Raw genomic sequence first — 13703 nt, forward strand, 5'->3', positions numbered from 1 at the left:
TGTCAGGACCCTTTCTTCATCCCGAAAAAACAATGTCCCTAAAATTTTGTCCGAACCTTTGTGGTGAAAGCGCATTTGAGGCTGTAAGAGGGTCTTACTGGTCGAAATTGTTTGGTCGGCTGGTGCGATCCGGGAGGGGACGATAAAAGGTCACGCAAAAGGTAGAGCAAGTCACGAGCGTGTTGGTGAGGGGATTGAAAACAAACACGATTAGCGGAGTGGAAATTGGCGGCGCCGACTCCAGCGAAAAGCGAACACTGGGCAGGGCAGGCGTTGTCCTGGCACTGTCAGATTTCCTCTGGATCCCTCAAGCCGGCCTGATCGCGTGGACCCTTGGTTCGATTTTGTCTGCGGTTGCAGACCCTGAAACCAATCTGGAAGTATCCGGGGTCATGCCCTTGCTCCTGACATCCGCCGCAGGTGTCATAGCGATTGCATTGCTGCGCGTCGTTCTGCAGACGGTTGCCCAGAACACGTCACGCCGGGTTGCGCAAGCCATTCAGCAAAGGGCACGCACTGACCTCTTAAAGGCGACGGTCGTTCGCTCTCCGGCCGACAGTTTTCCCGCGTCCGGAGCGTTTGCCGCCCATGTCACGGATCAGGTCAATTTGCTCGGGCCTTACTACACCAACTATTTGCCGCAGTTCATGCGCCTGAAGCTGGTTCCGTTGGCGATTGTTCTTGTGACCGCATGGTTTAGCTGGATGGCTGCCTTGATCCTGCTTGTCAGCGGTCCGCTGATCCCCGTGTTCATGGCGCTGATCGGGTCTCGCGCGAAAACGGCGAGCGCCGAACAGCAAGAGGAGCTGACGCGGCTCAGCGGAATGCTTCTCGACCGTATCAAGGGGCTGGAAACGCTCAGGGTGTTTGGCGCGCTGGAAAGGACAAAGTCGGACATTCGAGAGGCCGGCGAAAGGTTTCGTCTGGGCACCATGAAGGTCCTGAAGGTCGCGTTTCTGTCGTCCACTGTGCTGGAACTTTTCTCGGCGCTCGGAATCGCGTTTTCGGCAGTTTTTGTCGGGTTCTCGTTGCTTGGAGACATTCAAGTTGGCGTCTGGAACACGCCTTTGGGCTACGTTGAAGGATTGTTTATTCTGCTGCTTGCGCCGGAATTCTTTGCACCCTTGAGGGCGTTTTCGGCGGCTTATCACGAAAGGGCCGCAGGACTTGCAGCGCGGCAGAAGCTGTCGGATCTTCTGCAAAGTATCGGCCCGGCTGCTGCAGTTTCTGAGCGTGTCCTGCCCAAGCGTGAAAGCACAGGATCTACAATCAGAGCCCCCCGCATCTCGTTCGACGGTGTCTCAATTTCACTGGATGGCAGGCAGATCCTGAGCAAGGTCGATCTGGAGTTGGCGCCTGGTGAAACGCTGCTGATTACCGGCCCGAGTGGAAGCGGCAAGACGACACTTCTCGACTGTGTGCTGGGTTTCCGAACGCCCGATAGCGGTTCGGTTCGCATGGACGACAAGCACACACAGGAGGTAGCGCATGAGTTTCGCCAGAATGTCATGTGGCTCGGTCAGGCGCCTCAACTCTTCCATGGCACGTTGAAATCAAACCTTCTGAAAGGGGTAAGTGATCCCCAAACTGTTTCCGAAAGCGAAATCTGGAGGGCATTGCGTCTTGCCGGAGCAGAGGCGCTGGCGCAACGTTTGCCGCGCGGTCTCGACACGCCTTTGGGAGAAAATGGGTTCGGTCTGTCTGTCGGGGAGATCCGACGGGTGGCTCTGGCGCGCGCTGCAATGCGCAAACAGGCCACGATCCTGCTGGCGGACGAGCCAACCGCCGGGCTGGATGAGGAGACTGCCGTCGACGTCATTGATGGCCTGAGACTGCTGAAGAACAGCCGTACAACGATCATCGCAACACATGATCCAGCGGTTTTGAAAATCGGGGGCAGGAGAATCGATCTCGATGGGTCCGGGATCGCGCGAGAGCCGGAGGTGGTGCCATGAAGCCGGTCTGGCAGTTCATCAAGACCCAGAAATCCTACGATTTGCATAGCTTTGTGCTCGGGATCTTTGTCGCACTGCTTCCCGCTGCGGCCGGTATTCTGCTGCTCGGTGTGTCCGGCTGGTTCATCACCTCTGCGGCGCTTGCCGGCTTGAGCGGCGTATTTCTCAACATCTTTGCCCCAAGCGCTATCATTCGCGCCCTGGCGATCATTCGAACGGCCGGCCGTTACGGCGAACGCATGCTCACCCACGACGCGACTTTCCGCTTCCTGGGCAACCTTAGAAACCGGTTGTTTTCAGCGGTTGCCGAAAACGCTGTCGGACGGCAGCGGTCGGGCCTGATTCTCAACCGACTGACCGCCGACATAGAGGCGCTTGACACGGTGTATCTCAGGCTCGTGGTGCCGATCGTTCTTTGCATCGTTGTTGCAACCTTCCTTTTGCTCGTCTGGGCTGGCAGCTCGGGGCTGGTTCTGCTGGCCGGACTTGGTTTTCTTGCCGGCTGGGCATTGCTTGCATGGAAATCCCTTTCGAATTCGGATCGGAAGACGGCACGTCGTGCAGATGCAGCATCTGATGCGATGCGTCTTCGGGCAGCGGATCTGGCCGCCGGCAGGCGAGATCTTGCGATCTATGGCGGCCTCGACAAAGCTGCCGAAGGAATAACCCGGGCAAGCGAACAACTGAGATCGGTTGAAGACGGGCTGGAACGTCGCTCGATCAGGCTTTCCGCATACTCAAACCTCATTGGCCAGGCTTTCCTGGCCACGATGCTGTTTGTATGCGCCTGGGGAGTTGCCGAAGGGACAATCAGTCTTCCCTATGCTGTAGGGCTTCTGCTGGTTGTCATGGCTCTTCCGGAAATCGTCTCCATGATGCTTCCCGGACTGGCAAATTTGCCCCGGACCGCACTTGCGGCAACACGCACCATGTCGGCAACAGGGGCAGCAAAAAAGGGCAAGCAGCAGATAGCCGATCCGGAAAAACGCCCGGAAGAAAACCCCGGCACCGGGCCTGTTCTGACCTTCAAAAATGTCACCTTTACATATCCCGGTGCGTCGCGGCCGGTCCTGGACAACCTGTCATTCTCAATTGAAAGAGGAGAAACGCTCGCAATTGCTGGGCGCAGCGGTTGCGGCAAGAGCACAATTGCCGCGCTGGCTGCCAGGCTCCGGGATTCCGACAGCGGTTCGATCAGGATAAACGGGACCGATATCAGCGACTACGGTGAGATCGACCTGCGACGCGCGGTGAGCGTACTGAGCCAGCGGCCATATCTCTTCAACGACACTGTGGCCGCGAACTTGCGCATTGCCGATCCGGACGCCATTGACACACAGCTTTGGCAGGCACTCGAGCGCGCGGAGCTGGCGGATCGAATCGCCGAGAGCGCCGATGGTCTCAAGACCGTGTTGGGCGAGGGCGGTTTGGGTCTTTCCGGCGGTGAACAAAGAAGACTTGCACTGGCCAGGGCGTTTCTCACCCGGCCGGCCCTGTTCATTCTGGATGAAATGACCGAGGGACTTGATGAAAAAACCGGGAGCGATGTTCTTTCGAGCTTCATGGAGTTCCGGACAGATGAAGCCGTCCTGATGATTGCTCACAAGAAGCGGGAGCTTGAAGTGGCAGACAGGATTGTGAATTTGACCGACACCACGGCGAACTGAGACCCTCCAGCCCCAAATTGTTTCGTTTTTTCAAAGGATTTCGCGCCGGTTTTCTACGATTTCCGGTTGTGAAATACGATCTGTCGCATTGACCTTGAGATGTGGCTGGGTCACGATCCAAACGTGTTGGCGGATCGCTCTGCACCGATCTTTGGCGGGAACGGTTGGCGCGAATCTTATCGCAGTTGGTAAAACTGCGCACACCGATTCGGTCCAGAGCCCTGCATGACCTTGTGCTCGAGCCGTCACGGCTCGAAAAGGGGGAATTCATACGATGGAACTCAGCGTCGTTGACCTGTCCCGGCTGCAATTTGCCATGACAGCGCTCTATCACTTCCTGTTCGTGCCATTGACCATCGGCTTGTCCATTTTGCTCGCAACCATGGAGACGGTCTACGTAATGACCGGCCGCGAGATCTGGAAGCGCATGGTCAAGTTCTGGGGCACTTTGTTCGGGATCAACTTTGTCCTGGGCGTTGCGACCGGGCTGACAATGGAGTTCCAGTTCGGGATGAACTGGGCCTATTTCAGCCAGTATGTCGGCGACGTCTTCGGTGCGCCGCTTGCGATTGAAGGGCTGATGGCCTTCTTCCTGGAAGCGACCTTTGTCGGGCTCTTCTTCTTTGGCTGGGACAAGCTTTCCAAGCGCCAGCACCTGGCGGCGACCTGGGCACTCGCGCTCGGGACAAACTTTTCCGCGCTCTGGATCCTGATCGCCAATGGCTGGATGCAAAACCCGGTTGGCGCCGAGTTCAATCCCGACACCATGCGCATGGAAGTCAACAGCTTCTTCGAAGTGCTGTTTAACCCGGTCGCGCAGGCCAAGTTCGTGCATACGGTTTCCGCGGGATATGTCACGGCAGCTCTGTTCATGCTCGGCATATCTGCCTGGTACATGCTTCAGGGCAGGCACCTGCAAGTCGCGAAACGGTCCATGGCGATTGCGTCGGCCTTCGGTTTTGCGTCTGCACTGTCCGTGGTGGTTCTCGGGGACGAGAGCGGGTATGAGGCCAACCTGAACCAGAAGATGAAACTGGCCACCATCGAGGCCATGTGGCACACGGAACCGGCCCCGGCCGCTTTCAATGTTGTCGCCTGGCCGGACATGGAAAACCGGGAAAACATCTTTGCAATCGAAGTTCCCTATGTGATGGGACTGATCGCGACACGCTCGCTCGATACGGTGATCCCTGGCATCCACGAGCTTGTCGACCAGTCCAAAGACCGTATCCGGCAGGGGGCAATTGCCTGGGATGCCCTGCAGAAGATCAGGGAGAACCCGGACACGGTTTCTGACGATGTCCGCGAGACGTTCAAGTACAACGCCACGTCGCTCGGTTACGCTTACCTGTTGCTGCCCTATACGGACAATCCGCTGGAAGCGACCACGGAACAGATTGACGCCGCTGCCTGGTCGACCGTGCCGGACGTCCTGCCGATGTTCTATGCCTTCCGTATCATGGTGGCCTGCGGCTTCTTCTTCATCCTGCTGACATCCGTGTTCTTCTACTATTCCTCTTCCGGAAAACTCGATGTCCTCGTGGAGAAGCGGCGGTGGCTGCTCCATGTCGCTGTCTGGTCGATCCCGCTTCCGTGGATTGCCTGCGAAATGGGATGGTTCGTCGCCGAATATGGCCGTCAGCCCTGGATCATTGAGAGCATGCTGCCGACATCGGCTGCGGTATCCAGTTTGTCTGTCACAGAAGTGCTTCTGACACTGGCAGGCTTCGTGGTGCTCTACAGCACGCTCTTGGTGATCGAAATCGCGCTGATGATCAAATACATCAAGATTGGGCCTGAGGATGGGGCTCCGGCAGGCACATCGCCACCTGCCTCGGCACAGCCGGTTTCCGGCGCAGCTCCTGTTCCAGCGGAGTAAGCAGACATGATTCTTTACGAAATGATCGACTACTCGACGCTGAAGATTATCTGGTGGGTGCTGCTCGGTGTGCTTCTGATCGGCTTTGCGGTCACCGACGGGTTCGACATGGGCGTGGGCGCTTTGCTGCCCTTCGTGGCCGAAACCGATATCGAGCGCCGTGTTGTCATCAACACGATCGGGCCGACCTGGGAAGGCAATCAGGTCTGGTTCATTCTTGGCGGCGGTGCAATCTTCGCCGCCTGGCCGCCGCTCTACGCAATCAGTTTCTCGGGCTTTTACCTTGCCATGTTCGTGGTGCTTGCGGCCATGATCCTGAGGCCTGTTGCTTTCAAATATCGCTCAAAGAGGCCGGATCCGTCCTGGCGCACATCCTGGGACTGGGCACTGTTCATTGGCTCCTTCGTTCCGGCGCTGGTATTCGGTGTTGCCGTCGGCAATGTCCTGCTTGGTGTGCCGTTTTCTCTCGATAACGACCTGCGGATGACATACGAGGGATCGTTCTTCGGTCTGTTCTCGCCGTTCTCGCTGTTATGCGGACTGCTGTCGGTCGCGATGCTGGTAATGCACGGATCCGTCTGGCTGGTCATGCGGGCGACCGGCGACATTGCGGTGCGCGCACGCAGATACGGATCCATCGCGGCTCTTCTGGCGATTGTGCTTTTCGCACTCGGGGGATATCTTGTCGCCACTGGCTATGTCGATGGCTTCCGGATCACTTCCGAAATCGACCCTAACATGCAGGCCAATCCGCTGGCTAAGGAAGCGGTCATCGAGGATGGTGCCTGGATGGCAAACTATGAGGCCTATCCGTGGCTCTGGATCGTGCCCGGCATGGGGTTCCTTGGGCTATTCGGGGCACTGGTCTTGCTGCAGACGAAGATGGAGATGCTCATTTTCGTTTTCTCGAAGTGGGCAGTCACCGGCATCATCGCGACAGTCGGCATCTCCATGTTTCCGTTCATTCTGCCGTCGTCGGTTCAACCGGAAGCAAGTTTGACTGTCTGGGATGCGTCTTCGACCCACCGGACCCTTTTCAACATGCTGGTCGCGGTGGTGATCTTCCTGCCGATCATCCTTGTTTACACCGCCTGGGTCTACAAGGTCTTGTGGGGCAAGGTCGACGAAGAGACCATCGAACGCGACAACCACACGGCTTACTGAGGAGACACTCAAATGTGGTACTTTGCCTGGATCCTCGGAATGCCGCTGGCGTGTTGCCTGGCGATTCTGAATGCCATGTGGCTGGAGCTGCGTTCCGACGACGAACGGCGCGAACACGAGCGCAGCCAGCACTCGTAATCAGGCAAGGTCCGGGGGCACACGCCACCCGGTCGTTGCCATTTCTGGTCAGTTGATTGCAACCGTATAGCGCACAATCCGGTTGTTATCGCTGTCAGCGAAAAAATAGTCGTTGCCGCGGATCGCGACACCTTCCGGATCATCAAACTGGTTGGGTCCCTTGCCGGGACGCCCGGTCCCGAGAACGCCGACCAGAACGGCGCCTCCCTCGCCATCCGGATCGATCATCACGATGCGATGGGCGTCCTGGTCCGCCACAACAAGCCTTCCGAAGGCATCGATATCGAGATAACGGGGACCGACGAAGCCGAACTGCGGTCCCTCGACCGTCTGTAGTTTTTCAAGCTCGGGGGAATAGCGCACGAGCCTGCGGTTGAAATTGTCGGCGACCCAGACGGAACCGTCAGGTCCTTCAGCGACATCGTGAGCGCCGGGGTGCGAGCCTGCGCTGGCAACGGCTTTTCCATTCTCATAGGCAATCAGTAACCCCGTGCCGCCGGCCATGGCATAAATGCGCCCGTTGCTGTGGGCGAGGGCGCCTTCAGTGCGTGGCGCTGACAGCATGACGGCTGGTGCAATGTCGAGCGTTTCAACACTGCTGTAGACAAACACGCTACCGAGGCCGGTAACTGCGACCGCGACACGCCCGTCGGGGCCAAAAGAGATGTCGTGCACGCCGGGCAGTTTTCCGGTGCCGAGGCTTTCAATCAGATCGAGTGTCTCCGGGTCGATGACGGCAATCCGGTGTCCAAACTTGTCGGCGACGTAGAGGAGATCATCGGGTCCGAAGGCAAGGTCATGGGGGTCGTTCAGGACTTCAGGTCCGGCCTTGTCGAATGATGCGAACGGAGCGGGACTTTCTTGCGCAAGTCCGGAGTGCCCGAAAGCAAGAACCAGAAAGAGTGTCCCGAGACCGATTCGCATGTGCTGTCCTCCATCGCTAGAAGGGAAATAGGCGACTGCGTGCGCCCGACCAGAGGCTAACACAAGCAAACGAAATCCGGTCAAATTGCCCGTTTCTTCAAATGCAGGCTGACGGAGCGCGCCCAGTTTCTCATGGCTGCCGCCGAAGCAACCACACATGTGCTGCCGTTCATCAAATGTCTGTATACAATCGGGGAATTGCTGCATAAGTTGAGACCTCAGAACGGGACGAGACGGGCGGCTCCGAACCAGAAATCTCTATTGGGGCGGGAACTGGGTTTTTGATGCAAGCAGTGTTCAAAGGCGTGCGCCAGATCTGCATGGCACTCACCGTGATCGTCTTTGTCGGACAGCTTTCCATGGTTCTGATGCGGTATTTGCTTGGTTTCGGCTTTCTCGAAATCCAGGATGCGGTCAACTATGCCTTTGCCGCGCTGGTCGCCTTGTCGGTGGTGGTTGCCTTCAACGCAGACAAGCATGTACGCGTGGATGTAATCCGTCAGAAGTTGGGTGACGGCGCCAACCAGCGGATCGACGCGCTTGGCGATATCTTTCTGGCGTTGCCGGTCTTCGGACTGATGATGTGGATGGCCTATCCGCTGGTGCGAAGTTCCTGGATGATTATGGAGGGGTCGCCGGAAACAGGAGGGCTGCCCGGCCTCTTTCTGGTTAAGACCTGTCTGCTCATCTTGCCGGCGTTGGTTGTTCTCCTGACGCTCGTCAGACTTGTTCGCTATGTCCGGCGTTTAGCCTCATGAGCGTCGATATCGTCTGGCTTCTTCTGATGGCGCTGGCTGTGTTTGCCTGCATCTTGTCCGGTGTGCCGGTCCTGCTCGCGATCGCCGGCGCGCCGACACTGATCGCATTGCTGGCAGCCTCGATGGGGGACTTCGATCTCGTCTTCTTTCAGGCTGTGCCGCAGCGTGTCTTCGGCATCATGTCCAATCCGCTGCTGCTCGCCGTGCCCCTGTTTGTCTTCATGGGGCTGCTTCTGGAAAAGTCGCATCAGGCGGAACGCATGCTGAAAAGTCTTTCCGCGGCGCTTGGTGGCAACCAGTCCGCGCTTGCGCTCTCGGTTGTTTTGGTCAGCGCGCTCATCGCTGCGTCCACCGGCATCATTGGCGCAACCATTGTCATGCTGGGCACCATCATGCTGCCAGCGCTTTTGAAGGCGGGCGTGAACAAGCATATGAGCAGCGGACTGATCTGCGCCAGCGGGACCCTCGGCCAGATCATTCCGCCATCCATCGTTCTGATCTTGCTGGGAGATCAGGTCTCCAACGCCTACTTCGAAGCCCAGCAGGAAGCTGGAAATTTCGCGCCCGATCCAGTCACCGTCGGTGACTTGTTCGCCGGCGCGCTTCTGCCCGGGCTTTTGCTGGTCGTGTTCTATGCGGGCTACGTTCTTCTCAGGCTTCGCGGTGCAGCTGCCGATGCGGGTGATGGCGCCGGCAACACGCGCGTGACCGGTTGGGAACTGACCTTGAGCATTGCGCCGACGCTGGGTCTGATCGTGGCTGTGCTCGGAAGTATTCTTGTCGGTATCGCAACGCCAACGGAAGCCGCCAGTGTCGGTGTCGCCGGGGCGCTTCTGATTGCCGCTGCAGGGCAGGGCGGTGCTTACAGCCGGGCGGCGCTGGTCTGCGCGGTATTGGCGATCCTGCTGCTTGTCTTGCGCCAGCTTGGATTCCTCGGGTTGGAGTTTTCCAGCGGACGCATAAGCTGGACGGTGCTGTCATTGGTGTCCGTGGCCCTGACATTGGGTGCCTTGTTCCTCCTGTTCGCGGTTTCTACTTCGCTTGTGAAAAACGGCGTCCTGCTATTGGCCCTTCGCGAAACGGTGACAATAACGGGCATGATTTTCGGGATCGTGATTGCCGCGAGCATCCTGTCGCTTGTGTTCCGCGGTTTTGATGGCGATGAGCATGTCGCCGAGCTCCTGCAAGCTCTTCCGGGCGGTGCTTACGGCATGCTGCTTTTGACCATGCTGGTGATCTTTCTGCTTGGTTTCATTCTTGAATTCGTCGAGATCATCTTTATCGTCGTCCCGATCGTCGGACCCATCATCCTCCAGACTGACATCAGCCCGGTCTGGTTCGCGGTGCTGATAGCGCTCAATCTGCAGACGTCGTTTCTGACGCCGCCTTTCGGCTTTGCGCTGTTTTACTTCCGGTCAGTCGCACCAGAAGACATTCGAACCTCGCAGATTTATGTGGCCGTGATACCTTTCGTGGCGATCCAATTGTTGGCACTTGCCCTTGTCGCCGCTTTTCCGGCACTCGCGACATGGCTGCCCGATGTTTTGTTCTGATCAAAGGAGACGTGACATGAAAAGACGGGATTTCTTGAAGGCAGGCGCCGTCGCCGCACCGGCGACAATGCTTGCTGCTCCGGCCGTTGCCCAGGGCAAGGTCGAATGGAAACTGCCGACGTCCTTTCCAGCCAAGGCGCCAGGCGTCGGCACGAATGTGACCTCTTTCGCCGAACGGGTGGCGGCAATGTCAGATGGTCAGTTGACGCTGAAGGTCTTTTCGGGTGGTGAGCTTGTGCCACCTTTCGGCGTGGAAGATGCTGTGGAGCAGGGGACGGCAGAAATCGGACATTCGACGCCCTACTATGCTGCGTCCAAGAATTCGGCGCTTCATTTCTTCTCAGCCGTTCCATTCGGAATGACAGCCGTGGAAACGACGGCATGGCTGCGCTACGGCGGTGGCCAGGACCTGTGGGACACCATTTACGCCGAGCGGGGTCTGAAGCCATTCTATTCAGGCAGTTCAGGCGTTCAGGCGGCCGGCTGGTTCAAAAATCCGATTGAAAGCCTGAACGATCTCGCCGGTCTCAACATGCGGATCGCCGGTCTCGGTGGGGAGGCCATGCGCAAGCTCGGCGTCAACGCAGTCCTGCTGCCACCCCCGGAAATCTTCCCGGCGTTCCAGTCCGGCGCAATCGATGCGGCCGAGTGGGTCGGGCCGATGCTGGACATGGCTTTCGGTCTTCAGAAGGTCGCCAAATACTGTTATGTGCCGGCCTTCCATGAACCGTCGGCAGCGCTTGAAATCGTCGTCAACAAGGATGCCTTTGAAAGTCTGCCGGCACACCTTCAGGCTGTGATCGCCAACGCGGCCGAGGCGACATCTGTCGAGACAACAGCCCAGTTTGACTACTTCAACGCCGTTGCCATGCAGAAGCTGAAGTCGGAGGGCGTCACCTTTGGGGCTTTCCCCGAAGACGTGATTGCGGCCTTGAAGACAGCCGTCGGCGAAGTCATGGCCGAGAACGCTGAAGCCAACCCCGCCTTTGCCGAAGTCCAGAAGAGCTATGACGCTTTCCTGGAGTTGGCGAAGGATTACGCCATCGAGGTGAAAGCAGCGACCTTTACACAAAGGGTGTGACGCGCGCGGATTGTCGGGGAGCTTGTGAGCCCCTGGCAATCCGTTCTCGCAAGATACAGAAGCCATTTAGGGAGCTACTGCGATGAAGAGCCTGGAACAGCGCCAGATCACCTCAGAAGCCGCACAGAACCTGGTCGCAAACGCTCTTCAAAACGCTCAACAGAATGGGTGGGAAGTCGCAGTGGCCGTCGTCGATCCGAATGGCTATCTCGTTGCTTTCGGGCGGACGGACAATGTCGCGCCGCCGATCGGGGAGTTCGCGATCGACAAGGCCTATACCGCCGGTACGCTGCGCAAATCGAGCAAGGCATTCGGAGACCGAATGGCTTCAAGCCCGACGCTTGGTCTTGGCCTGTCGAACAGAAACAGATTTCTGGCGTGGGGAGGTGGGGCAGCTGTTTTCGAGGATGGTAGATGTATTGGCGGCCTCGGTGTGTCCGGAGCCCAGGAGCACGAAGATATTGACTGCGCTGAGCACGCCATTCGCGCCGCCGGTCTGCAACCCGGCTAGAGCACCGTCAACAAGGAGGTTCTGAAGTCACGCCTCCTTGCACACGAGGCGCATGATTGTTTCGATGTTGAAATCCAGCCGCTCGTTCAGGGCCTCTTTTGCCATCAGGTCGCGCTGAAACATGATCGCGCCAGTGAAGCGGTTGGTCAGGTAGTAATACCCGATCGCGGCGATGGTGATGTTGAGTTGAACCGGATCGATACCGGTCCGGAAAACGCCCTCTTTGACGCCCCGGTCCAGCAGCGCGCCAACCATGTCGACAAACCGGCGGCTGACGACCTCGATCAGCTTTGATTTTTTCAAATGCCGGGCTTTGTGCAGGTTTTCGCTGTTGACGAGCGTCAGAAACTCCGGGTTCTTCAGGTAGTATTCCCAAGTGAACCGCACCAGGGTCTCCAGTGCCTCGCGTGCCGGAAGATGCTCCAGATCAAGTTTCTGTTCGGCGGTTCTGATGTCGAGATATCCTTCCTCCAGCACCGTCTGAAACAGGTCTTCTTTCCCGCCAAAATAATGATAAATCATTCTTTTGTTGGCCTTTGCACGTTCGGCAATTTCATCGACGCGCGCTCCTCCAAGACCGTTTTTGGCAAACTCTTTTTTTGCCGCCGCCAAGATACGTGCCTTGGTCGCGTCGGCATCTCTTTGTTTTTTAACCACGTTTTTGGACATCTTAATTCCAACCCAGTGCAAGCAACTTCAGCTTAGTAACCGATTGGTGCCTTGTTGTCCAAAGGCCATTCAGCGAAATGACCGTTTCAACGGGCTTGTAATTCATTTGATAATGAAGTAACTAGTTAGTGCATTAAGGATCTGTTGGCAGGTCATCGAAACCGTCAAGCCCGTCGATTTGACGGCAGGATCGAAGCGCTGTGCCAGGACTGAATGGAACGGGAGGAACGAATGTCGTTTATCAAGAAATTCATCGAGCAGGAAAAAGTGAACCGTCGCAATTTCCTGTTTGCAACGGCGGCCGGCGTCGGCGGATTTGCAGCAGCGGGCATGTTTGGTCCGGGCATGGCGCGTGCCGCCATTCAGGATCCGACGATTGCCTGGAGCTACCGCAATCGGACCAACCCTTACTGGAATGAAATCGTGTCCGGCGGCGAAGCCTTCGTCGAAAGCCTCGGTATGCCGAAGGACGCATTGGTTCACCTGATCAATGAAGGCTCTTCGGAAAAGTCGCTTGCAGACGTCAAGGCGCTGCTTGCGCGCACAAACGGGGACCTGGCTCTGGCCATCGACACCAACGACGCGCCCAATGCGCGCCCGGTGGTAGAAGCCTGCGCACAGTCCGGAGCTTATGTTTCAACCCTGTGGAACAAGACCGATGATTTGCATCCCTGGGACTTCGGCGACAACTACGTCAGCCACATGAGCTGGTCGGACGAAAAGCCGGCGGAAGAAACGGCACGCATTCTTCTGGAAGCCATGGGCGGCAAGGGCGGTGTTGTTCATCTGGGCGGTATTGCGTCCAACAACCCTGCGATCGAGCGTCTGCAGGGTCTGAAGAACGCGCTGGTCGACTATCCGGATGTCGAGCTGCTTGCCGCAGAGCCGGCAGACTGGGACACCCAGAAAGCCAACCAGGTCATGTCGGCCTTCCTGACGCGCTTCGGCGACGAGATTACCGGCGTTCACTGTGCCAACGACACCATCGCATACGGTGTTTTGGAGGCCCTGCGGGCGGAAGGCATCGAAGATATGCCGATCGTTTCCTATGACGGCAACCCGCAGGCGGTTCAACTTGTCGCGGACAAGAAGATCCTGGCAACCGTGTTCACAAACCCGCACTGGGGTGGTGGTATCACAGCAGCGTTGGCCTACCATGCAGCCACGGGCACCTTCAAACCGTCCGAAGAGCCGAACGAGCATCGCGAGTTCTATGGCCCGACCATCATGGTGCGCCCGGACGATGCGATCGAGTTCAAGACCAGCTATCTCGACAACGTGCCGACATATGACTGGCAAGACTTCTGGGGGCCGTCCAACGGCCAGATTCAATACAAATAAGCATTAAAGGAACGCGGCCGGCAGACCGGCCGCGTTCCTGAAATCATGTCTTTTGCCGACAAG

At 57.6% G+C, this 13703-nt stretch carries 12 protein-coding genes; 10 read left to right on the top strand and 2 right to left on the bottom strand.

Annotated elements, in window-relative coordinates:
- The first annotated feature begins 185 nt into the window (after positions 1-185).
- The 5 genes from cydD to cydX all read left to right on the top strand — a co-directional run bounded on the left by cydD (position 186) and on the right by cydX (position 6803).
- The gene (cydD, locus tag RBB47_RS17085) at positions 186-1955 is read left to right on the top strand and encodes a thiol reductant ABC exporter subunit CydD (protein ID WP_371932806.1); all 1770 of its coding nucleotides are present in this window, start codon (positions 186-188) and stop codon (positions 1953-1955) included.
- Positions 1952-3622, top strand: a complete 1671-nt coding sequence (gene cydC, locus RBB47_RS17090) for a thiol reductant ABC exporter subunit CydC (protein WP_305987069.1) — start codon at positions 1952-1954, stop codon at positions 3620-3622. Before cydD ends, cydC begins: the two co-directional genes overlap by 4 nt.
- A 274-nt stretch (positions 3623-3896) precedes the next feature.
- Positions 3897-5501, top strand: coding sequence for a cytochrome ubiquinol oxidase subunit I (locus RBB47_RS17095; protein ID WP_305987070.1), 1605 nt, complete (start codon positions 3897-3899; stop codon positions 5499-5501).
- Between the two features lie 6 nt (positions 5502-5507).
- Positions 5508-6665: a cytochrome d ubiquinol oxidase subunit II gene (gene cydB, locus RBB47_RS17100; protein WP_305987071.1), complete on the top strand. Its 1158-nt coding sequence runs from the start codon at positions 5508-5510 to the stop codon at positions 6663-6665.
- Between the two features lie 12 nt (positions 6666-6677).
- Complete coding sequence (cydX, locus tag RBB47_RS17105; protein WP_305987072.1) at positions 6678-6803, top strand: cytochrome bd-I oxidase subunit CydX; 126 nt, start codon at positions 6678-6680, stop codon at positions 6801-6803.
- Between the two features lie 48 nt (positions 6804-6851).
- On the opposite strand, the gene RBB47_RS17110 is transcribed toward cydX, so the two are convergent.
- Positions 6852-7727 (bottom strand): NHL repeat-containing protein, encoded by an 876-nt coding sequence (locus tag RBB47_RS17110; protein WP_305987073.1) that lies wholly within the window; start codon positions 7725-7727, stop codon positions 6852-6854.
- Between the two features lie 284 nt (positions 7728-8011).
- Here RBB47_RS17110 and RBB47_RS17115 point away from each other — a divergent pair, with 284 nt between their 5' ends.
- From RBB47_RS17115 to RBB47_RS17130, 4 genes are all read left to right on the top strand, one after another.
- Positions 8012-8485, top strand: coding sequence for a TRAP transporter small permease subunit (locus tag RBB47_RS17115; RefSeq protein WP_305987074.1), 474 nt, complete (start codon positions 8012-8014; stop codon positions 8483-8485).
- Positions 8482-10038 carry a TRAP transporter large permease subunit gene (locus tag RBB47_RS17120; protein ID WP_305987075.1) on the top strand — a complete coding sequence of 519 codons (1557 nt, stop codon included), beginning with the start codon at positions 8482-8484 and terminating at the stop codon, positions 10036-10038. The genes RBB47_RS17115 and RBB47_RS17120 overlap by 4 nt, the downstream gene beginning before the upstream one ends.
- Positions 10039-10054: 16 nt before the next feature.
- Positions 10055-11119, top strand: a complete 1065-nt coding sequence (locus tag RBB47_RS17125; RefSeq protein ID WP_305987076.1) for a TRAP transporter substrate-binding protein — start codon at positions 10055-10057, stop codon at positions 11117-11119.
- A gap of 82 nt (positions 11120-11201) precedes the next feature.
- Positions 11202-11630: a heme-binding protein gene (locus RBB47_RS17130; RefSeq protein WP_305987077.1), complete on the top strand. Its 429-nt coding sequence runs from the start codon at positions 11202-11204 to the stop codon at positions 11628-11630.
- A gap of 27 nt (positions 11631-11657) precedes the next feature.
- On the opposite strand, the gene RBB47_RS17135 is transcribed toward RBB47_RS17130, so the two are convergent.
- A complete protein-coding gene (locus RBB47_RS17135; RefSeq protein ID WP_305987078.1) occupies positions 11658-12299 on the bottom strand; it encodes a TetR/AcrR family transcriptional regulator in 642 nt (213 codons plus the stop codon).
- 231 nt (positions 12300-12530) lie between these two features.
- On the opposite strand from RBB47_RS17135, the gene RBB47_RS17140 reads away from it, so the two are divergent.
- Complete coding sequence (locus RBB47_RS17140) at positions 12531-13640, top strand: sugar ABC transporter substrate-binding protein (protein ID WP_305987079.1); 1110 nt, start codon at positions 12531-12533, stop codon at positions 13638-13640.
- Positions 13641-13703: the final 63 nt, after the last annotated feature.

The organism is Roseibium sp. MMSF_3544, from assembly GCF_030732845.1.
Classification (GTDB): domain Bacteria; phylum Pseudomonadota; class Alphaproteobacteria; order Rhizobiales; family Stappiaceae; genus Roseibium.

Bases quoted from the DNA above. Each gene is read 5' to 3' on its own strand.
- cydX (WP_305987072.1), top strand. From the start codon at position 6,678: ATGTGGTACTTTGCCTGGATCCTCGGAATGCCGCTGGCGTGTTGCCTG.
- cydC (WP_305987069.1), top strand. From the start codon at position 1,952: ATGAAGCCGGTCTGGCAGTTCATCAAGACCCAGAAATCCTACGATTTG.
- RBB47_RS17095 (WP_305987070.1), top strand. From the start codon at position 3,897: ATGGAACTCAGCGTCGTTGACCTGTCCCGGCTGCAATTTGCCATGACA.
- RBB47_RS17115 (WP_305987074.1), top strand. From the start codon at position 8,012: ATGCAAGCAGTGTTCAAAGGCGTGCGCCAGATCTGCATGGCACTCACC.
- RBB47_RS17140 (WP_305987079.1), top strand. From the start codon at position 12,531: ATGTCGTTTATCAAGAAATTCATCGAGCAGGAAAAAGTGAACCGTCGC.
- cydB (WP_305987071.1), top strand. From the start codon at position 5,508: ATGATTCTTTACGAAATGATCGACTACTCGACGCTGAAGATTATCTGG.
- RBB47_RS17130 (WP_305987077.1), top strand. From the start codon at position 11,202: ATGAAGAGCCTGGAACAGCGCCAGATCACCTCAGAAGCCGCACAGAAC.
- RBB47_RS17110 (WP_305987073.1), bottom strand. From the start codon at position 7,727: ATGCGAATCGGTCTCGGGACACTCTTTCTGGTTCTTGCTTTCGGGCAC.
- RBB47_RS17135 (WP_305987078.1), bottom strand. From the start codon at position 12,299: ATGTCCAAAAACGTGGTTAAAAAACAAAGAGATGCCGACGCGACCAAG.
- RBB47_RS17120 (WP_305987075.1), top strand. From the start codon at position 8,482: ATGAGCGTCGATATCGTCTGGCTTCTTCTGATGGCGCTGGCTGTGTTT.
- RBB47_RS17125 (WP_305987076.1), top strand. From the start codon at position 10,055: ATGAAAAGACGGGATTTCTTGAAGGCAGGCGCCGTCGCCGCACCGGCG.